Here is an 18,953-nt window from a genome sequence, read left to right on the forward strand (position 1 = left end):
GTAAGTGCTGTTATCTCCAGTTTTTATATAATATTATTAACAGATACTTACACATATATATTATCATAATAAATTTAAACTAGCAATAAAAATATTTAGTAAAAAATAAGGGGCGGCATGAAAGCCCCAGGCAATCGCTATTCCCAATCAGGAACGAAACATCGTACGAACCGATATCCCTCCATGGCATCCGAAAAAAGGAATAAGGCAATGGAGGGAAGTTGTGGTGGAAAATGGGTGCGCCTTACAGCTGTCTATGCAGGTCTTAAGAGGCTGAACGCACGGCGCCAACCCGCCTACGGGAGGGCGCCGAATTGATTTTTCGATTAAACGGTCCAGCAGATGAATCGCTTTGACAGCATCTTATGATTAGAGGCTTTGACCCATCGAAAAATGTTTCTCGCACTCGCTCATGCGGAGGCGCCTGACAAAAAACACCCCTCCTTATCTACCACCCACCAGGCCTGTTTGGTGGATCCCCCCGCTTTGGTAAGGCTGGTCGATATCAAAGAAATCGAGCTCCAGGGCAAAAAATCATAAGAGAAGCCCTAACCCGAACGTAGACGCAGGTTCGGGTCAGGGCCTTTAAATTTTAGCGGAAGGGCGCAGGTACATGTTTTCTGGCGAATTATTTCGGATCTGTTCCCCGCAAGGGGCGGTTTGGGCGGCATTACAGGTTTTAGCATCAAAGCGTCACAGTTTTTTTGCTCACAACTGCTTTACCGGAGCGATTATGCGCTGAGCAATAACCTACAAGTCTACTCTAGTGCCACAAGGAACAATTAATACCTTCGAACTTGTCTCCTTCTCCACAACGTTCTTGAATTCTTCTGGATCCTGATCGATGAGGGGCCACGTGTTGTAGTGGATGGGGATGACGGTCTTGGCGTTAAGGAGCCCGGCGGCATAGGCGGCGTCATCAGGGCCCATGGTGAAGTTATCGCCAATGGGGAGGAAGGCGTAGTCGATGGCATTGCGTTTGCCGATGAGCTCCATATCCGCAAAAAGCCCTGTGTCACCGGCAAAATAAAAGACGCTGCCGTCAAAGTGGACGATGAAGCCGCAGGCGTGGCCGCCTGCAATGCCGCTGCCATGGAAGGCCAAGGTGAGTTTGACTTTGCCAAAAGGGAATTCATGGCTGCCGCCGATATGCATGGCGTGGGCGTTAAGGCCATGGGCTTTGGCGTCGTTTGCGATTTCAGCAGTCGTGATGATTAGCGCCTCCGTTCTTTTGGCAATGGCATAGGCTTCTCCTACGTGGTCGCCGTGGAAGTGGCTGATAAAGATATAATCGGCTTTGAGGTCACCAGACGATAAGCCTTCGGGATTATTTTCAAGATAGGGGTCAAAAAGCAATGTTGTCTTGCCATCGTTGAGGCTAAAGGCCGCATGATGGATATAATGCAGGACGGTCATGGAAACTCCTCCTTTAGGGCATGAAACCCAGGTATTTTCTCTATTGTAGCGCATCTTCGGCGAAAGGAAAAGGGAATGGATGGGATGGGTAAGAGGAAGGTTAAGCCGTTTGAGGCGCTAAAAGGACAACCTAACTTTACAAGTTGCAGTAAGTACAGTAAAATTGTATGCAGTATGAATTTACCTCGGGAAGGTGACGTTGTGAACTCCTATCTTGTTGTCATTATTGGTTATGCTCTTTTCTTGATTCTGCTCGGCTACGGTATTGGAAAGCACGTCAAGGGGGCATCGGATTTTTTTGTCGGCGGCCGGAGCTTTTCCTGGAAGCTGCTCTTTACGACACTCATTGCGGCCAACATCGGCGCTGGTTCGACGGTGGGCGTGACGGGGCTTGCCTACCGGCATGGTGTATCGAGCTGGTGGTGGATTGGCTGCAGCGGGTTGGGGTCCCTCATCCTTGCTTATGTGGTCGGCCCTGCCGTGTGGCGCGTGGCGAAAAGATATGATCTTTTTACCATGGGCGACTATTTGGATCATCGCTATTCCCATGCTTTTCGCGGCGTGACATCGACCATGATGGCCATCGGGACCTTGGCCCTTTTTTCGGGGCAGCTGTTGGGCATTGCTTGGATCCTTAATGTGGTCGCAGGTATGCCGAAACTTTATGGCATCATGATGGCGGCGATTGTGGTGACCCTTTATTTTTCATCGGGGGGCCTGAAATCGGCTGCTGTGGTGAACATCATTGAACTTGCCGTGATCCTCGTGGGCTTTATTGTGGCTGCACCTTATGCGTTAAACTATGTCGGCGGCTGGAACGGTCTGGAGACAAAAATTGCGGCAAACCTAGGCAATACGGCAAAAACGGCTTCTTATTTTTCCTGGAACGGGATGGGAAATTCAACGATCTTGGGCTATTTCCTTATGCTGACGCCGGCCTTTTGCATTTCCCCCGGTCTTATTGGCAAGGTTTACAGTGCCAAGGATGAACCGGCCATCCGCAAGGGGACGCTCCTTAACGGAATTGTGCAGCTCTTTTTTGCTTTTTTCCCGATGCTCATCGGCATGTGCGCTTTTGCGGCGTTTCCGGATCTTTCCAACCAGGAACTGGCTCTGCCCAAGGCGATGAAGGAAATGATGCCCTTTGGCATTTCGGCACTGGCTCTTTCCGCTATTTTTGCAGCTGAGGTCAGCACTTGTGACACGGTGCTTTATATGCTGGCAACGAGCCTGTCAAAGGATCTCTACCAGACCTTTATCAAACCGGACGCAACGGACGCGGAGCTCCTTTCCATGACGCGAAAGATTACGGCTGTTTGCGGCGCATTGGGCATCATCATTGCCTATTATCTTGCAAGCATCATTTCGGCCATGGCTATTTTTTATTCCCTCATGACAGTGTCCCTTGCGGCACCATTCCTTTTTGGCCTTTTTACCAAGAAGGCTTCGACGAAGGGAGCTTTCCTTTCGGCCGTTTTGGGCGTTGCCGTAGTCATGGGCCTGCGCCTTTTCAATGGGGGAATGGGCATCGGCATCCTCAACGCGACAAGCTGTGGGATTCTTGTGGCGGCCCTTGTCATGGCCTTGAGTCTATTCGTATTTTCTCCTAATAAAGAGGCATAAATCGTGAAATCATATCATTTGAAACGATGGGTCCTGCCCCTTGCCATGGTGACGCTCCTTTCGGGAATCCAATCCTCGGAGGCGGGTTCCTTCAAGGAACGCATCATGGGGGAACGGGCCCAGAAAGAAAAGCGTCCTGCCCAGACAGCGGTGCTCAAAAAGGAAACCGCCATGAAGCCGCCCAAAGGGGCCGTGGTCTTTATTTATGGGGCGCCTATGGACATTCCCCAGACGGAGCCGCCCCTGGTGCGCCGCCAGCGGGCCATGGCGCACCGCGTCGTCACGGACCCGAACCTCCTTGTCATTTCAAAGCGGCTCATGACGCAGGGACAGATTTGGAAGATCCCTGAAAACTACGACAAGGTGAGCATCTTTGGTGAGCCCGAAGTGCGGCGCTCCCAGGCCATTGCACTCCTGACGCTCTATAACCCGCAGCTTCCCATCAAGGCGACGCCGGAAGAAATCGTGGATGCTTACTACGAAGAAGCGAGCCGGGAAGGCATTCGCTGGGATCTTGCTTTTTCGCAGGCCCTCCTTGAAACGGGGTTCTTTGCCTTTGGCGGTACGGTGGTACCGGAACAGAACAATTTCTGCGGCTTGGGCACAACCAGTGCGACTGTGCGCGGTGCTTATTTTCCTACGCCAAAGGACGGCGTGAGGGCCCATATCCAGCATCTGATGGCCTATACGACGGATCGGCTTCCCAAGACCGCCATCATCGATCCCCGCTATGATTTGGTGCATCGCATCAAAAAGGAGACGGGATACGCGACAACGTGGAAGCAGCTTAACGGAAAATGGGCGACAGGCAGCTACTATGCTGAAAAAATCATGAATATCCATGAACAGATGAAGGGCATGATTGCCATCATGGGTACGGATTAGAAAGAAGGCAGCCATTTTGCATATTGTTCTTGTTGAACCGGAAATCCCAGGCAATACGGGAAATATTGCCCGCTTGTGTGCGGCAACGGGGGCTTCCCTTCATTTGGTGCGCCCCCTGGGATTTTCTGTCGATGACCGCTATTTGAAGCGTGCTGGTCTTGATTACTGGCATCTAGTCGATATTCATTACTATGACAGTGTGGAGGAAGTTCTTGCGGCCTATCCTGATGCACCGCGTTTTCTTCTGACGACCCACGCGCATCGTTCGTATACGCGTGTGGAGTATACCAAGGATTCCCTGCTGATTTTTGGCAAGGAATCGGCTGGTCTTCCCGAAGCCTTTCGGATGGCCCATGAAGATGAATGTATCCGTATTCCCATGGTGCCTGAAGCCCGCAGTCTCAACCTTGCCAATTCTGTCTCAATCGTGCTTTACGAAGCACTCCGCCAAGTACATTTTGATTTAGAGGAGGGTACCATATGATCTGCTTAAAGGAATTTGATTTTGACGCCGCCCATTTTCTCCCCAATTACAACGGAAAATGTGAACATCTCCACGGCCATACGTATAAACTTGTTGTCAAAGTTGAGGGCACGCCTGACCATGAGGGCATGGTTCTTGATTTCGTGCGCTTCAAGAACCTCGTGAAGGAACTTGTTGTAAGTAAGCTGGACCACGCCTTCATCAACGACATCCTGCCTCAGCCGTCGGCGGAAAATATTGCCGTCTGGGTCTGGCAACAGCTGGAAGCGCCGCTTCATGGGCCGAACTACCATCTTTTTGAAGTGGAAGTCTGGGAAACGAAGACGAGCGGGATTATCTATCGAGGTGAAACATGCTAAAAGACGTACAAGGCCAAGTCGACCAGCGCCATATTGCACTGAAACAAGTGGGCATCCGCGACATCCGCTGGCCCATTACCTTAAAGGATCCCCATAAGGGCGTCCAGCATTCAGTGGCGGTGATTTCTCTCGGCGTGAACCTCCCCCATGAGCAGCGGGGAACCCATATGAGCCGATTTGTGGAGTGTCTCAAGGAAATGGGACCCATTCATCCTCATGATCTGGAAATCGTCCTTGATGGGCTCAAGGAAAAGCTAGGCGCCAAGAAGGCCATGTTGGATATGCGTTTCCCTTACTTTATTGAAAAAAAGGCACCTGTATCGGGGAAAACAGGTTATCTTGATATTTCCTGCCATTACCATGCGGAAAAAGGGGAGACCTTCCATCTGGATGTGGGCGTCAATGTCCCCATCCACACCCTTTGCCCCTGCTCCAAGGAAATCAGCAAATATGGTGCGCACAATCAGCGGGCCCGTGCCAAGATTACGATCCGTAGCACGAAACCTGTATGGATCGAAGAACTGGTGGAAATGGCCGAGGCTTCTGCTTCGTCTCCTATCTTTTCGTTGCTCAAGCGTCCTGATGAAAAGTTTGTCACCGAGGAAGCCTATGAAAATCCTCGTTTTGTTGAGGACGCGGCCCGGGAAATCGCCCTGCGGCTCAATCAAGATGAGCGGATTGATTGGTACCGCGTGACCGTAGAAAGTGAGGAAAGCATCCATAACCACAATGCCTTTGCTTGTGTGGAAAAGGAGGACTAGGCCTTGTATATCAAGATTCCTTGCGATCAAGTCAGCTTTGAACTAAAAAAAATGGGGGTCCATCCGACTGGGATTGCCCTCATGGCACCCAAGGCGGTTGTGGAACCGCTGCGTCTTGTCGGGGTACGGGCTCCCGGCGCCAATATCATCAAACAGGAAATGCTCGCCATGGGGACGGACGCTGCTAATGCCAAAGGAACCATCAACTGCAGTATAGAACGGACGGATGTGATTTTACTTGGAAGCCGTACCCAGTACCGGCACCTTGCTCACAAACTCAGGGCTAATCAGGGATGGTTCGGTCTTGATGAAGTCATAAGGGATATCGAGGACTATCTTACAGACCATGAGCTCGCGACGATCCTTGCGGACGGACGGACCCTTACGTATGAAAAGATGCGGATCATGGGAATCCTTAATGTAACACCCGATTCCTTTTATTCAGGATCCCGTGTCACAGCCGGTTCCCTGATCTTGAAGCGGGCCGGAAAGATGCTGGATGACGGTGCCGATGTCCTTGATATTGGCGGTGAATCGACCCGCCCTGGCAGTGATCCCGTACCGGCAGAAGAAGAAATCCGCCGTGTCGTCGGGGCCATTTCGGAAATCCGCCGGGCTTATCCTGAGGCCATCCTTTCCGTTGATACGTACCACGCTGCGACGGCCCGCGCCGCCCTTGACGCGGGAGCCGATATCATCAACGATGTTACGGCGGGAACGGGTGATCCCGACATGCTTTCCGTTGCCAAAGAAAAAGACGCGCCGCTCATCCTCATGCATATGCGTGGTACGCCCAAGACCATGATGAGCGCCGACATGAAGGCCTATCATAACGTAGTCGGCGATGTCATGGAATATCTTTTAACGCGGACAGAGGCTTGTGAAGCGATGGGAATTGGTCGCACTAAACTCATGCTTGATCCGGGTCTTGGCTTTGCCAAGGATGTCAGCGGCAACCTGGAACTGTCCCGCGGTCTTGCGGAACTTACGGGACACGGGATTCCAGTCCTTGTTGCAGGGTCCCGCAAGGGCTATATCGGTAAGGTCCTGGGAGACCTTCCGCCGGAAGAGCGCCTTGAAGGGACCATGGCCCTTTCCGCAGCAGCTGTTTTTGCTGGCACCCAAATGGTTCGCGTCCACGATGTCAAGGAAAATGTACGGCTCATCCGTATGTTGGAGGCGATTCTATCATGCCGGTAGCCTATGTGGCCCTTGGCAGCAACCTAGGGGATAAAAAAGCTTATTTGGAAGACGCTCTGAGCCGGATGAAGGTACATGGCATCAAGGTCCAGAAAGTTTCCACATGGATCCAAACAGCGCCATATGGCGTAACGGACCAGCCGGAGTTCCTGAATGGGGCGGCTGAAGTGATATGGGACCAGGATGCACAGAGCCTTCTTATGGAGCTTCTTGCCATTGAAAAGGAAATGGGGCGGGAGCGCAAGCGCCATTGGGGCGAACGGAACATCGACCTTGATTTGATTTTATTTGAGGATGAGATCATGGAGACTGAATTTTTGACGCTGCCCCATCCGGACATGCAAAACCGGGATTTTGTCCTCCGCCCCTTGGCGGAGATTGCCCCCCAAAAGGAACATCCTGTCCTGAAACGCAGCATGCTGGAACTCTGGCATGAGCTTCAGAAAAAAGGAAAGTAAGGCTTTTTTGCCAATCTCAATGAAAGCTGGTCGATGCAATGCTTCAACGTGTAAAAACGGCGGTTCTTTTGGTTCTGGTCTATAGCGCCGTCACTTATCTTGGCATGCGGGTCATGATGGTGCCCAGTGTCTCCGGTCTCTGTTTGGGTGCACTTTTCGCACTGACCTTTGGCCTTCTTTTTGGCCGTCTGGGGGCTTTTTCCGCAGGAATTGGCGCGGTGATCGGTTGCTCTTTTGGCGGACTTCATACGATGCTTCTGCCCATTCACTTTTTGGCCGTCTTTTTGTCTAGCTACGTTCCTTTCCGCATTTGGCAGGGAATGAGAAGCGAAAATGAACCGGTCCTTCTTGTCTATGATCAGCGGACCCGTATGATGGCCCTTGTCCTTTCACTGGCATCGTCAGCGCCCTTGGGGCTCACACTTGCCTTTGCTGGTGATCTTTTCCAGATTATCCCTTTTGAGCTGACCTATTTTCCCATCATGCTCCCTGCACTGGGCTTATCCATTTTGGGCGGGCAGACCGTCCTATCTTGGAGCGGCCGCTATTTTTGCCGCGGCGGCGGGATAAAATGGTGGGAAGCTGTGCGGGATGATAAATGGACCAGTCATCTCCTTTCGGTTGCCCTTTTGCGGATTTCCCTGACGGCCCTTGCAGTCGGTGCAGGGTTCTGCCTGATTTTTCCACCCCAATTGGGGGAACCTGTGGTCCTATATGTTTCAGGAGGACTTGCCGCCGTGCTTCTTATCCTGAGCGGAATGTGAGGGTCTTTTCATGTATTTTTTCACCCTTGCCGTGCAAGTCGTATTGCTTCTTGTTTTCTTATGGGGCGTCAGCACGATTTTCGTGGGTTTCATAACAAAAAAACGGATCTTGCCGCCTGCCGGACATTCCCATACCATGGCGGTCCTCATTTGCGCCCACAATGAAGGACGGGTTGTAGGAAAATTGCTCGAAAGCCTTGTGCAGCAGGACTATCCACACTCGTCCTACCATATCTTCCTTTGTGCCGATCACTGCACGGATGATACGGCTGCCATTGGGGAAGCGTTTCCCAATATCACGGTCTGGAAACGAGACGAAGGCCCTCGAACGGGAAAGGGGGCGGTCCTTTCCTGGGGGCTTCAAAAGATAAGGCAGGAGTGGCCGGAGTCTTTTGAGTATGCCGTGATCTTTGACGCCGATAACGTGGCAGATCCTTACTTTCTCAAGGCCATGAACCGCTCTTTTGACAGCGGCGCCCGCCTTGTCATGGGAAACCGGCTCCCACTCAATCCTTATGATTCCCTGATTTCGCAGTGGTATTCCATGTACTGGCTCAGCGTGGACGTGCTATTTTCCAAACCCCGTTTTAATGTCCACATGCCGAGCATTATCTCCGGAACGGGTTTTGGTTTTGACCTTTCCCTCATTGAGCCTGATGGGTGGCAGACGGTTACGGTTACGGAAGATATGGAATTTTCCATGCAGATGAATTTTAAGGATGTTTTTTCGGAATTTCAGGAAGACGCGCGCTTTTATGATGAACAGCCCATCCATTTCATGACCTTGGTCCATCAGTTCCGGCGCTGGTTTACGGGAAACTACCAGATTGCCCGGGTCTATGGAAAAATCTGGCTGCCCCATTTTAAAGTGCATCGGGATGGACGCCTCATCGATAATTTTATTCCCTACTTGATGAGTGTTGTGTTTGGCCTTTATTTTATCTTGAATGTGTTCTGGCTCTGTTATAATGCTCTTTGCGGGCTGCCGCTTTTCCACATCAAGGATATTGTTTGGTGGATCTTTTTGTACCTTTTGAGCCTTTACGTAGGTCATGCCGCCATTGCGGGAGCAGGCTACAAAAGCCGCCATTTTGCTAAGGGCATCCTGACGGGCGGTTTTTTCTGTATCCTCATTTCCCTGTTAAGTGTGTACTCGCTTTTCCGGCCCAATGCCCAGTGGATTCCCATCGAGCATGTGCACACGAAAGGTCCTGAAGGATAAGTTGTTGCGCACTGTCCTTGCTGGCTTTGCTGGCAGGGACTTTTTTTGTGGCTTTTTGCCTGCTATAATAGAGGAAAACATAAGAAGGAGGGGTCGCTTGTGTTTACTTGGGCCCGCAGGAAACTCATAGGGGCATTTTTCCTGTCCCTGCTTTTTGGGACCCTTACAAGGGGGGAGACAGTTTTGGCGGCAGAACGAATCTTATATATTCCCCTTGATGATCGCCCCGTTAACCTTGCTTATACGGTGGATACTTTTAAAAAAGCGGGGGTCGATGTTGTAACGCCGCCATCTGAGCTTCTAAGTTCGGCCTCGCGCAAGGGCAATCCCGATGCCCTAGGAAAATGGCTCCAAGAAGAAGGCCCCTTTGCAGAGGCTGCTGTTGTTGCCGCCGATTCCCTCATTTATGGGGGCCTTACCACGAGCCGAACCCACGAACTCAGTGAGGCTGTGCTCAATGAACGGGTCAAGGTCTTGCTCGATTTCAAGGCCCGTCATATCGATATTCCCATCTACGCCTTTGCGACGATCATGCGTTCCCCCAAGTGGAGCAGCGCCCCTCAGGAGCCTCAGTACTATGCGCAGTGGGGGCCGAAGCTCTTTTTGTGGGGCGCTTTGCGGGATAAAAAGGCGATGGGGCAGCTTAGCCGGAAGGAAGATAAGAAACTTGCGGCCCTGCAAAAGGAAATCCCGGTCTCCATCCAAGAGGACCTGCTGCAGCGGCGGCAGAAAAACGCAGCCGTCCTTTCCCAGTTGTACGACGCGGCAGAAGCAGGAACCTTTGATTATTTTCTGATTGCACGGGACGACTCGGCGCCTTATTCCGAGGCCCACCATGATGCTCGCAGTCTGCTCCAGGGCCGGAAAAAGTCCTATACGATCCGCTCCTTTTCGGGCACCGATGAGATGGGAATGATTCTTTTGACGAGGGCCTATTACAAAGCGCGAGGCCTCACTCCCCTTGTGTATGGGTTCTATGCCCCCGGTGCGGGAAAAGAGACTGTCCCTGATTACGAAGATGGAACCATTGCCCATAGTTACCGGGAACATGTCTGGGCCCTTGGCGGATATCCAGCTAAACGGGCCAAGCGGGCGGATCTAGTGGCGGGAATCTATACGCCTCAGGACGGCGTGACGCGCGGAGCGGATGGGATGAGCAACACGGACGTTGTGACGCTGGGGATGACGGCTTTTCTTGATCAGGCGGAGGCCTATCTCAGGGCGGGCTATGCCGTGGGCATTGCAGATATTGCTTTTGGCAACGGCAGCAGCAAGGGCCTCATCAAGGGGCTTTTTGAACGTCGCCTGCCTCACAGCGATGAGCCGATGGCTTATGACCTGGCGTCCTATGCCGGCTGGAATACGGCAAGCAATTCCCTGGGCTACACCTTGGGACAGGGCCTTATGGCGCGGCATATGTCGTCACAGGAAAGAAAGGATCTTCTGAACGTGCGCTATCTTGACGATTGGGCCTATGAAGCCGTCGTGCGGCAGCGCCTGCGTGCTGAATACACCTATCCCAATAAATGGCAGGAAGGAAAGTTTACCCCAAAGGAAAGGGGCATCCTCCATACGGCCCTTCAAAAGGAAATGAAGGAACAGGCTTTTCCTTATTTGGGTCAGCGTGTGGATGACTACACCTTTGACCTGCCGTGGAACCGGACGTTTGAAGTCTCGGTGGTCAAAAAGACACTGAAATGAATGGGCTGCCTTATGGCGGCGGAGGAGGAGAACCATGACGATATATGATGAAGCCATGCAGATGAAAGAGGAGCTGGTGGCCTGCCGGCGTGATCTTCACGCCCACCCGGAACTTGCCTGGACGGAATTTCGCACCGCGTCTCATGTAGCAAAATCCCTCAAGGCCTTGGGCTATGAAGTGCTCATGGGGGATGCCTGCATGAAGGCAGATGAAATGATGGGCGTGCCTGATAAAGCGGAACTTTCCCGCGCCATGGGGCGGGCCATTAAAGAAGGGGCGGACCCGGAGCTTGTGAAAAAGATGGAAGGCGGCAAGACGGGCGTCGTGGGCATCATGCATTTTGCAAAACCAGGGAAGACCGTGGGTCTGCGCTTTGACATGGACTGCCTTCTAGTTGAAGAAAACCCAACGGACGCCCATCGGCCGACCCGGGATGGCTTTGCGTCGACCCATCCGGGTCTGATGCATGCTTGCGGGCACGATGGACATACAGCTATCGGTCTTGGCGTGGCGCGCCTTATTGCCGCTCACAAAGATGAAATGGCCGGCACTGTAAAGCTCTGTTTCCAGCCCGGTGAAGAAGGGGTCATGGGAGCCCGCGGGATGGTGGCAAGCGGGATTGTCGATGATGTGGACTATTTCCTGAGCGGGCATATTGGTCTTGGCAATGGCGAAAATAACAGCCTAGTCTGTATGACCGAAGGGTTCCTTGCAACAAGCAAGATTGATGCGTTCTTTACGGGAAAACCGGCCCATGCCGGTGCCAATCCCCAAAATGGCCGCAACGCCCTTCTTGCAGCGGCCCAAGCTTCGCTGGCCCTCCATACCATTTCCCGTCACAGCGACGGCCCTTCCCGCATTAATGTGGGAATTCTCAAGGCAGGGACGGGACGAAACGTCATCCCCGACAACGCGGTCATCAAATTTGAGACCCGTGGCGGTTCGACGGCAATCAATGAATTTATGGAAGGAGAAGCCCGCCGCATGATCAAGGCCGCAGCTGATATGTACGGCGTCACCGTGAAGATGGTCGCCCGCGGGAGTGCGGCGTCAGGCAATTCTTCTCCTGACATGGGCGAAGAAGTCTATGAAGTCGTCAAGGGGCTTGGCGTCTACAGCGACATTGAAAAAAATCATACTGTCAGTGGCAGTGAGGACTGCTCGTACTTTATGAGCCGCGTCCAGGATCATGGCGGCAAGGCCGTTTACATGCTCTATGGGACGGAAGAAGCTTCGGGTCATCACACCAGTGAATTTGACTTCAACGAAGATGTCCTTCCCCTTAGCGTCTATACCGTGACGGAACTTGTGAAGCACTTCACGAACAAATAACAAGCGTTCTCCCAGCAAAGCGGATCTTGTTTTGGTGGGAGAATTTTTGCATCCTGTTTGGGATGGATAAGAGACACGAAGCTTTCAGAACACCTAAAAAATGACTGTACCACGGGGAATCCATTGTGATACACTAGTAGCGCAGTACCAACAAATTTGCTGAGGGGGATCAATCTTAATGAAAGAAAGACGCATTATCGAAGTCGAAGAAAAGCTGCCTATTCTTCAGACGCTGCCGCTTAGCCTGCAGCATCTATTTGCAATGTTTGGCGCCACGGTCCTTGTACCTTTCCTGCTGAATGTCGACCCATCAACGGCACTTTTTATGAACGGGGTAGGCACCTTGCTGTATCTCAGCATTTGTAAATGGCGCCTGCCAAGCTACCTGGGTTCAAGCTTTGCCTTTATTTCTCCTGTCCTTGCCGTTACGCACACGGCGGGCCTTACGTACGGGGACGCGCAGGGAGGCTTCATTGCTTTTGGGCTCTGTTTCATCCTTGTGGGCCTTCTTGTGAAGAAAATCGGGACCAAGTGGATTGATGTACTCTTTCCGCCTGCTGCCATGGGGGCCATTGTCGCCATCATCGGCCTTGAACTTGCACCGATGGCCATGAACATGGCAGGCTTTATGGATCCTGTAAAGGGCATGACGAACATCCAGGCCATGGAGATTTCGTCGGCAACGCTCATCATCACCATCCTTGCGACCCTCCTGGGGAAGGGCTTTATCGGCATCATTCCCATCCTCATCGGCGTGGTGAGCGGTTACGCCATTGCCTATGGTCTCGGCGTTGTCTCCTTTGAAAGCGTTGCGGCCGCGGCTTGGATTTCGGCTCCAACCTTTTATCGTCCCAGCTTCCATCTGAACGCCATCATGATGATCCTGCCGGCCGTCTTTGTCGTCCTTGCTGAACATTTGGGACACCTTTTTGTGACCAGCGACATTGTCGGCCGTGATCTCATCAAGGACCCAGGCCTTCACCGCTCACTCATTGCCGACGGACTTTCGAACGTGCTTTCCGGGCTTGCGGGCTCCACGCCGAACACGACTTATGGGGAAAACATGGGGGTTATGGCTATTACCGGCGTATACAGCACCTGGGTCATTGGCGGCGCTGCCATCCTCGCCATTGTCTTTTCCTTTGTAGGAAAGATTGCTGCCCTTATCCACAATATTCCCGGTCCTGTTATGGGTGGCGTCAGCATCCTTCTTTTTGGTTTCATTGCTTCGTCGGGCCTGCGCATGATGGTCGATCGCAAGGTGGATTTCACTAAACCGAAGAATCTGATTCTTTCTGCCCTGACCCTCATTTCCGGTCTTAGCGGTGCCACCATCGTCATTGGTCCTGTTCAGCTTAAGGGAATGGGCCTTGCTACGGTCGTCGCCATCCTTGCCAGCCTTGCCTTCCTGATTTTTGAAAAAATCGGCTGGGTGGAACGGGAATAAAGGACGAACTTTTTTCGCAAATGAGCGCAAAATGGGCGCATCTTTCATTGAAAATATGATAGAATTATGATATATTGTTCTGAATATAACAAATAGGGAGGAAGAACATGGAAAACTTACAGCATGAACTTGTCCTGGTCGTTGACTTTGGCGCCCAGTATGCACAGCTGATTGCGCGCCGTGTCCGTGAATGTGGCGTTTACTGCGAAATCATTCCTTATAGCTATACCATCAATCAAATCAAGGCCAAGAATCCAAAAGCCCTGATCTTCTCCGGTGGACCGAACAGTGTTTATGCTGAAAATACGCCGTCTATCGACGATGGTGTTTTCTCCTTAGGGATTCCTATCCTCGGTCTTTGCTATGGCCATCAGCTCATGGCAAAGAAACTGGGCGGCGTCGTTGCCCATGCGGGTTCTGCCGGTGAATATGGAAAGACCGCGGTTTCCCTCGATAACGAAACGCGCCTTTTCTCCGGGATCGAAAAGAACAACATCTGCTGGATGAGCCATCAGGATTATGTCGAAACCGTACCGGAAGGCTTTGTTGTGGCGGGCCATACGGAAGAATGCCCTGTTGCGGCCATGATGAACGAGGAAAAACGCTTCTACGGCGTCCAGTTTCATCCGGAAGTCATGCATACGCCCTTTGGCAAGAAAATGTTCAGCAACTTCCTCTTTGATATTTGCGGCCTTTCCGGTGACTGGTCCATGTCGAGCTTTGCCCAGACCCAGATCGAAGCCATTCGTGAAAAAGTGGGGGATAAGAATGTCCTGTGCGCCATGAGCGGCGGCGTTGATTCCTCGGTTGCTGCGGTTCTCGTCCACAAGGCCGTGGGTAAGCAACTCACCTGCGTCTTTGTTGACCATGGCCTGCTTCGTAAGAACGAAGGCGACCAAGTGGAACAAGTCTTCAAACGAGACTTTGACATGAACCTCATCCGTGTTGACGCCAAGGAACGTTTCCTGTCGAAACTCAAGGGCGTCAGCGATCCGGAAAAGAAACGCAAGATTATCGGCGAAGAATTCATTCGCGTCTTTGAAGAAGAATCCAAGAAAATCGGTCATGTCGATTACCTCGTTCAGGGCACTATCTACCCGGACGTCGTTGAATCGGGCGGCACCGGCACCAGTGCCACTATCAAGAGCCACCATAACGTCGGCGGCCTGCCGGAAGACATGGACCTTGACCTCATCGAACCACTGCGTGCGCTCTTTAAGGATGAAGTCCGTGCCGTTGGGGAAGAACTCGGCATTCCAAGTGAACTTGTTTGGCGTCAGCCCTTCCCGGGACCGGGTCTTGCCATCCGCGTCCTTGGTGAAGTCACGGAAGAAAAACTTGCCATTGTCCGCGAAGCCGATGCCATCTTCCGCGAAGAAATTGCCAAAGCCGGTCTTGACCGCAGTATCTGGCAGTACTTTGCCTGCCTGCCGAACATCCGCAGTGTTGGGGTCATGGGTGACTTCAGAACCTATACCAACACCATCGCTCTGCGCGCCGTCAACAGCACCGACGGCATGACAAGTGACTGGTCCCATATCCCCTACCATGTCCTTGATATCGTCTCCCGCCGCATCGTCAATGAAGTGCCTGGCGTCAACCGTGTCGTCTATGACATCACGAGCAAACCGCCTGCAACGATTGAGTGGGAATGAGAGAAACAAGAAGAGGAAACACCCGGCAAGTCTTTGGAGACTTGCCGGGTGTTTTTTGTTGCAAGTAAAAAAAAGAAATTCCTTGCGGTAATCCTTCTTCTTCGTGCAGGTCCTTCCCGTAGAGATCAGTACAATGCCAATTAGGCATTGCAGCTTACTTAAAATAGGTATTTAACATAGTAGAACAGATGCAATAAAATAAAATGGCTGCGAGAAGACCGATGATTATCTATGCCTCTCTTTCCTTATAGGGGAAAACCCTGATAGATTATTTGAAAAAGCAGACTTATAAGGATGATCATGACTATAGCGGAGAAGGATTGAATGAAATGAGGAATCCAAGTGGGATGAAAGGAACCTTTTCTATGGATGCCATAGAACTAAATCACCATGTACAGATGCCCTTGCTTGGAATGGGTGTTTTTCAGGTAACTGATTATGGATTGTGCAAAAGAAGCCTTCTGACCGCTTTGAACATTGGGTATCGACTGATTGATACGGCTGCCTGCTATGAAAAGGAAGGAGCAGAGTGAGAAGCCGTTAAGGAATGTGGGATTTCCAGAAAAGAAGTTTTCCTAACTTTCAAGATGTAGATTCAGGATGCAGGGTACGATAAAACCATGTGTTCTTTTGAAAAGACCTTAAAGAATCTTCAGAGGGACTATCTCAATCTCTACCTGATTTATATGCCATATAGGGATTGCTATGGAAGCTGACGAGCCATGGAGGAACTGTATCAAGCTGGTAAGATCAAGGCCATAGGAGTCTGCAACTTTATGCCAGACAGGCTTGTAGATTTGGTCATAAGCAATGAGATTGTTCCGGCCGTCAATCAAGTTGAGCTTCAGCTTTTTTCCCAGCAGGAGGAATTACAGCGTGTCATGGATCAGTACCATAACTGCCCCGTGGCTTGGACTTTTTTGCAGAGGGACATGCTGGCTTTTTTCAGCCTCCTGTTTTAGCTGGAATTGGTCCAAAGTATGGGAAAAAGACGGCTCAAGTCATCCTGCGATGGCTTTTCCAAAGCCGTATCGTTGATATTCCTAGATTGGTCCATGCTGAACGAATCTACCAAAATTTTCGTACGAACGATTTCATGCTTTTTAATAAAGATATGGCAGAAATTACTGGAGGTCCCATTCTGATTTTGGATGTCCATAGTCTGAAAGAGATATATCGGCCCACAAGATCAAACTTGAGCAATAAGGAGGCAAACGAAATGGAGTATACCAAATTAGGAACAACGGATATTGAAGTGTCTAAACTATGCGTTGGCTGTATGAGCTTTGGCAAGGCAGGAACCATGCATGACTGGACGCTGGATAAACAGCAGAGTGAAGCTGTGATTCGGCATGCCTTGGACTTAGGCATTAATTTTTTTGATACAGCCAATGGTTATTCTGCTGGAACAAGTGAAGAATATTTGGGGCGTGCGATAAAACATAATATTGCTAGGAATAAAGTCGTAATCGCTTCTAAGGTGTACTTTAATGAGGGCCGGTTATCGCGGAAGGCCATTATGCGAGAAATCGAAGGTAGTCTCAAACGATTGGGAACAGATTATCTCGACTTATATATCATCCATCGCTTTGATTATGAAACACCCATTGAAGAAACCATGGAGGCGTTGCATGAGTTGGTCAGAGCTGGTAAAGTGCGCGCTTTAGGCGCTTCGGCTATGTACGGATACCAGTTCTATCATATGCAGATGGCAGCAAAAGAGCATGGGTGGACGCCCTTTTCTGTCATGGAGAACCATTACAACCTGATTTACCGTGAAGATGAGCGAGAGCTGATTCCTATTTGCAAACAAATGAATGTTTCCTTGATGCCATACAGCCCGCTGGCCTCAGGTCATCTGACAAGAGCAAAGTGGTCATCTGGGTCTCTTAGGGGGCGAACGGATAAGGTGGCTGCTGGGAAATATGATCGTATGAAGGAGCAGGATGTCAAAATAATTAAAAGGGTACAGGAGCTTTCTGAGCGCCACCACTATACAATGGCTCAGATAGCGCTTGCCTGGCAGTGGGCAAAGGGTGTTTCGTCTCCCATTATTGGAGCAACGAAAGCACATTATTTAGATGACGCGTCTGCTGCGCTGAAGGTAAAGCTTTCCCCTCAGGAGATTGATTATCTGGAAGAAAATTATGTGCCTCATCCCATTGTGGGGGCAGTTGATAGAAATCCAAAACCAGGTGTTATGCTGCTGGATGTGAAGCATTCGTTATGTTAAGAAATGAAGAAGCTTTCAAGTGATGATGACTTGGAAGCTTCTTTATTTTCTGGAGGAGGCTCTTATATAAAAGTGAAGTTTTAAAGAGAATTACCGTCTTGACCTCGTTTATAGTTTCTATTTTCTTTAGGTACAATGCAGGAAGCCGCATACCGTCTGCGCTGGATCAGATGACGTCGAATCTTTCCCCTCAGGACCCGATTCCTTCGAAATGGATTCGCAAGCTTCCCATGTGTGAGGAGAGAAAGGAATGGAATCGTGACAGGGGGTACGTGAGACGCTGAATGATTTACTGAGCCTACGGCTCAAAAATTTGTGCAGAAAGCGTTTGCATAAGATAACGATAGGAGCCGGTGGAGCAAAGCGGGACAAGGGGACGCAAATCCCTTTTTTCCTTTTTAATAAAATATGCCCTTTTAGCCAAAGCCGCCTTTTTATCGTTGAAGTTCTCTTCCTAATAGGGCGCTTACCGGTTTGGCGCTGGACATCCAGTCTTTGGCATCACAGCCTCCTTCTCCTTTTTTGTTTAAGCTACTTCTTAAAAAAGTCCTTGCAATATACCTTATGGGGGTATATAATAAATCTCGTAATAAAATACCCATAAGGGGTATATAAAGAAAGGACGATAGGTATGAAAGAGACTGTTTTGCAGGTGGAAAACCTGCAGAAAGATTTTAAGGCAAAGTCGGGCGTCATCCACGCCGTAAAACATGTTTCCTTCCAAGTGGAAAAAGGCGAGATCTTTGGTTTCTTAGGTGCTAACGGCGCCGGTAAGTCGACGACCATCAACATGGTGACGACACAGCTGCTTCCTACGGGCGGTAAGATTCTCTATGATGGAAAGGATCTTACGGGTGATGTGGCTGCCATTCGCCGTAAGATTGGTGTGGTCGCTCAGCATAACAACCTGGAGCGGCAGCTCACGGCAGAGGAGAACCTCTATTATCACGGTCGTTATTTTGGCATGGACCCTAAGGTCATCCGTGAGCGTTCGGAAGCGCTGCTGCGGAAGTTTGGTCTATGGGAACGCCGTAAGGACTTTGTTCGTTCCTATTCAGGCGGCATGGCGCAGCGTCTCAAGATTGCGCGGGCCATGCTCCACAATCCGGAAGTTCTCTTCCTCGATGAGCCGACAACAGGCCTTGACCCAAACTATCGCAAGATTCTTTGGGACCAGATGCTTAAGATGAATCGAGAAGGGACGACCATTTTCCTCACAACCCATTATATGGAAGAAGTTGAGTCCTTCTGTGACCATGTCGCTATCATGAAGCAGGGTGAGCTTCTTGCTTATGGGACTGTGGAAGATCTTGAAAAACAAACGGGGACCCGTTCCCTCAATGATGTATTCCTGACCCTCACAGACCGTGACGGCGTCGATGATCGGCAAACTGCCAATAGGGAGGCGTAAA

General features: G+C 50.8%; 18 protein-coding genes. 17 read left to right on the plus strand and 1 reads right to left on the minus strand.

What is annotated here, in order from left to right; all coding sequences use genetic code 11:
* Positions 1 to 750: 750 nt before the first annotated feature.
* Positions 751 to 1,416 (minus strand): metal-dependent hydrolase, encoded by a 666-nt coding sequence (locus tag HMPREF1246_RS01565; protein ID WP_021736519.1) that lies wholly within the window; start codon positions 1,414 to 1,416, stop codon positions 751 to 753.
* 201 nt (positions 1,417 to 1,617) lie between these two features.
* Between HMPREF1246_RS01565 and HMPREF1246_RS01570 the strand changes: the two genes are divergently transcribed.
* The 17 genes from HMPREF1246_RS01570 to HMPREF1246_RS01650 all read left to right on the plus strand — a co-directional run bounded on the left by HMPREF1246_RS01570 (position 1,618) and on the right by HMPREF1246_RS01650 (position 18,952).
* Positions 1,618 to 3,039 (plus strand): sodium:solute symporter family protein, encoded by a 1,422-nt coding sequence (locus HMPREF1246_RS01570; protein ID WP_021736497.1) that lies wholly within the window; start codon positions 1,618 to 1,620, stop codon positions 3,037 to 3,039.
* A gap of 3 nt (positions 3,040 to 3,042) precedes the next feature.
* Positions 3,043 to 3,924, plus strand: a complete 882-nt coding sequence (locus HMPREF1246_RS01575; RefSeq protein ID WP_021736500.1) for a glucosaminidase domain-containing protein — start codon at positions 3,043 to 3,045, stop codon at positions 3,922 to 3,924.
* Positions 3,925 to 3,940: 16 nt separating this feature from the next.
* Positions 3,941 to 4,408 carry a tRNA (cytidine(34)-2'-O)-methyltransferase gene (locus tag HMPREF1246_RS01580; RefSeq protein WP_009016409.1) on the plus strand — a complete coding sequence of 156 codons (468 nt, stop codon included), beginning with the start codon at positions 3,941 to 3,943 and terminating at the stop codon, positions 4,406 to 4,408.
* Positions 4,405 to 4,767: a 6-carboxytetrahydropterin synthase QueD gene (gene queD / locus HMPREF1246_RS01585; protein WP_021736467.1), complete on the plus strand. Its 363-nt coding sequence runs from the start codon at positions 4,405 to 4,407 to the stop codon at positions 4,765 to 4,767. Before HMPREF1246_RS01580 ends, queD begins: the two co-directional genes overlap by 4 nt.
* Positions 4,761 to 5,528 carry a GTP cyclohydrolase FolE2 gene (gene folE2, locus HMPREF1246_RS01590; protein ID WP_009016411.1) on the plus strand — a complete coding sequence of 256 codons (768 nt, stop codon included), beginning with the start codon at positions 4,761 to 4,763 and terminating at the stop codon, positions 5,526 to 5,528. Before queD ends, folE2 begins: the two co-directional genes overlap by 7 nt.
* Positions 5,529 to 5,531: 3 nt before the next feature.
* Positions 5,532 to 6,728: a dihydropteroate synthase gene (gene folP, locus HMPREF1246_RS01595; protein ID WP_021736492.1), complete on the plus strand. Its 1,197-nt coding sequence runs from the start codon at positions 5,532 to 5,534 to the stop codon at positions 6,726 to 6,728.
* A complete protein-coding gene (folK, locus tag HMPREF1246_RS01600; protein WP_009016413.1) occupies positions 6,719 to 7,186 on the plus strand; it encodes a 2-amino-4-hydroxy-6-hydroxymethyldihydropteridine diphosphokinase in 468 nt (155 codons plus the stop codon). Before folP ends, folK begins: the two co-directional genes overlap by 10 nt.
* A 38-nt stretch (positions 7,187 to 7,224) precedes the next feature.
* On the plus strand, positions 7,225 to 7,950 hold the full coding sequence (locus tag HMPREF1246_RS01605; RefSeq protein WP_009016414.1) for a hypothetical protein: 726 nt from the start codon (positions 7,225 to 7,227) through the stop codon (positions 7,948 to 7,950).
* Positions 7,951 to 7,960: 10 nt separating this feature from the next.
* Positions 7,961 to 9,172, plus strand: a complete 1,212-nt coding sequence (locus HMPREF1246_RS01610) for a glycosyltransferase family 2 protein (protein ID WP_009016415.1) — start codon at positions 7,961 to 7,963, stop codon at positions 9,170 to 9,172.
* Between the two features lie 99 nt (positions 9,173 to 9,271).
* Positions 9,272 to 10,873: a DUF4127 family protein gene (locus HMPREF1246_RS01615; protein ID WP_021736473.1), complete on the plus strand. Its 1,602-nt coding sequence runs from the start codon at positions 9,272 to 9,274 to the stop codon at positions 10,871 to 10,873.
* 34 nt (positions 10,874 to 10,907) lie between these two features.
* A complete protein-coding gene (locus HMPREF1246_RS01620) occupies positions 10,908 to 12,206 on the plus strand; it encodes an amidohydrolase (RefSeq protein ID WP_009016355.1) in 1,299 nt (432 codons plus the stop codon).
* Positions 12,207 to 12,384: 178 nt separating this feature from the next.
* Entirely contained in the window at positions 12,385 to 13,653 is a 1,269-nt protein-coding gene (gene uraA, locus HMPREF1246_RS01625) for a uracil permease (RefSeq protein ID WP_009016356.1), read from the plus strand.
* Between the two features lie 107 nt (positions 13,654 to 13,760).
* Positions 13,761 to 15,308, plus strand: a complete 1,548-nt coding sequence (gene guaA, locus HMPREF1246_RS01630) for a glutamine-hydrolyzing GMP synthase (RefSeq protein WP_009016357.1) — start codon at positions 13,761 to 13,763, stop codon at positions 15,306 to 15,308.
* 365 nt (positions 15,309 to 15,673) lie between these two features.
* Positions 15,674 to 15,841 carry a hypothetical protein gene (locus HMPREF1246_RS10715; RefSeq protein ID WP_231368197.1) on the plus strand — a complete coding sequence of 56 codons (168 nt, stop codon included), beginning with the start codon at positions 15,674 to 15,676 and terminating at the stop codon, positions 15,839 to 15,841.
* 189 nt (positions 15,842 to 16,030) lie between these two features.
* Entirely contained in the window at positions 16,031 to 16,270 is a 240-nt protein-coding gene (locus HMPREF1246_RS10550; RefSeq protein WP_021736511.1) for an aldo/keto reductase, read from the plus strand.
* 257 nt (positions 16,271 to 16,527) lie between these two features.
* Positions 16,528 to 17,541 (plus strand): aldo/keto reductase, encoded by a 1,014-nt coding sequence (locus HMPREF1246_RS01645; protein ID WP_009016359.1) that lies wholly within the window; start codon positions 16,528 to 16,530, stop codon positions 17,539 to 17,541.
* Between the two features lie 631 nt (positions 17,542 to 18,172).
* Positions 18,173 to 18,952: an ABC transporter ATP-binding protein gene (locus HMPREF1246_RS01650; protein ID WP_009016360.1), complete on the plus strand. Its 780-nt coding sequence runs from the start codon at positions 18,173 to 18,175 to the stop codon at positions 18,950 to 18,952.
* Position 18,953 lies beyond the last annotated feature (1 nt).

It is taken from the genome of Acidaminococcus sp. BV3L6, from assembly GCF_000468835.1.
GTDB classification, from domain to species: Bacteria; Bacillota; Negativicutes; order Acidaminococcales; family Acidaminococcaceae; genus Acidaminococcus; species Acidaminococcus intestini.

Bases quoted from the DNA above. Each gene is read 5' to 3' on its own strand.
- HMPREF1246_RS01565 (WP_021736519.1), bottom strand. From the start codon at position 1,416: ATGACCGTCCTGCATTATATCCATCATGCGGCCTTTAGCCTCAACGAT.
- queD (WP_021736467.1), top strand. From the start codon at position 4,405: ATGATCTGCTTAAAGGAATTTGATTTTGACGCCGCCCATTTTCTCCCC.
- folE2 (WP_009016411.1), top strand. From the start codon at position 4,761: ATGCTAAAAGACGTACAAGGCCAAGTCGACCAGCGCCATATTGCACTG.
- folK (WP_009016413.1), top strand. From the start codon at position 6,719: ATGCCGGTAGCCTATGTGGCCCTTGGCAGCAACCTAGGGGATAAAAAA.
- HMPREF1246_RS01605 (WP_009016414.1), top strand. From the start codon at position 7,225: ATGCTTCAACGTGTAAAAACGGCGGTTCTTTTGGTTCTGGTCTATAGC.
- HMPREF1246_RS01610 (WP_009016415.1), top strand. From the start codon at position 7,961: ATGTATTTTTTCACCCTTGCCGTGCAAGTCGTATTGCTTCTTGTTTTC.
- HMPREF1246_RS01620 (WP_009016355.1), top strand. From the start codon at position 10,908: ATGACGATATATGATGAAGCCATGCAGATGAAAGAGGAGCTGGTGGCC.
- uraA (WP_009016356.1), top strand. From the start codon at position 12,385: ATGAAAGAAAGACGCATTATCGAAGTCGAAGAAAAGCTGCCTATTCTT.
- guaA (WP_009016357.1), top strand. From the start codon at position 13,761: ATGGAAAACTTACAGCATGAACTTGTCCTGGTCGTTGACTTTGGCGCC.
- HMPREF1246_RS10715 (WP_231368197.1), top strand. From the start codon at position 15,674: ATGGATGCCATAGAACTAAATCACCATGTACAGATGCCCTTGCTTGGA.
- HMPREF1246_RS10550 (WP_021736511.1), top strand. From the start codon at position 16,031: ATGGAGGAACTGTATCAAGCTGGTAAGATCAAGGCCATAGGAGTCTGC.
- HMPREF1246_RS01645 (WP_009016359.1), top strand. From the start codon at position 16,528: ATGGAGTATACCAAATTAGGAACAACGGATATTGAAGTGTCTAAACTA.
- HMPREF1246_RS01650 (WP_009016360.1), top strand. From the start codon at position 18,173: ATGAAAGAGACTGTTTTGCAGGTGGAAAACCTGCAGAAAGATTTTAAG.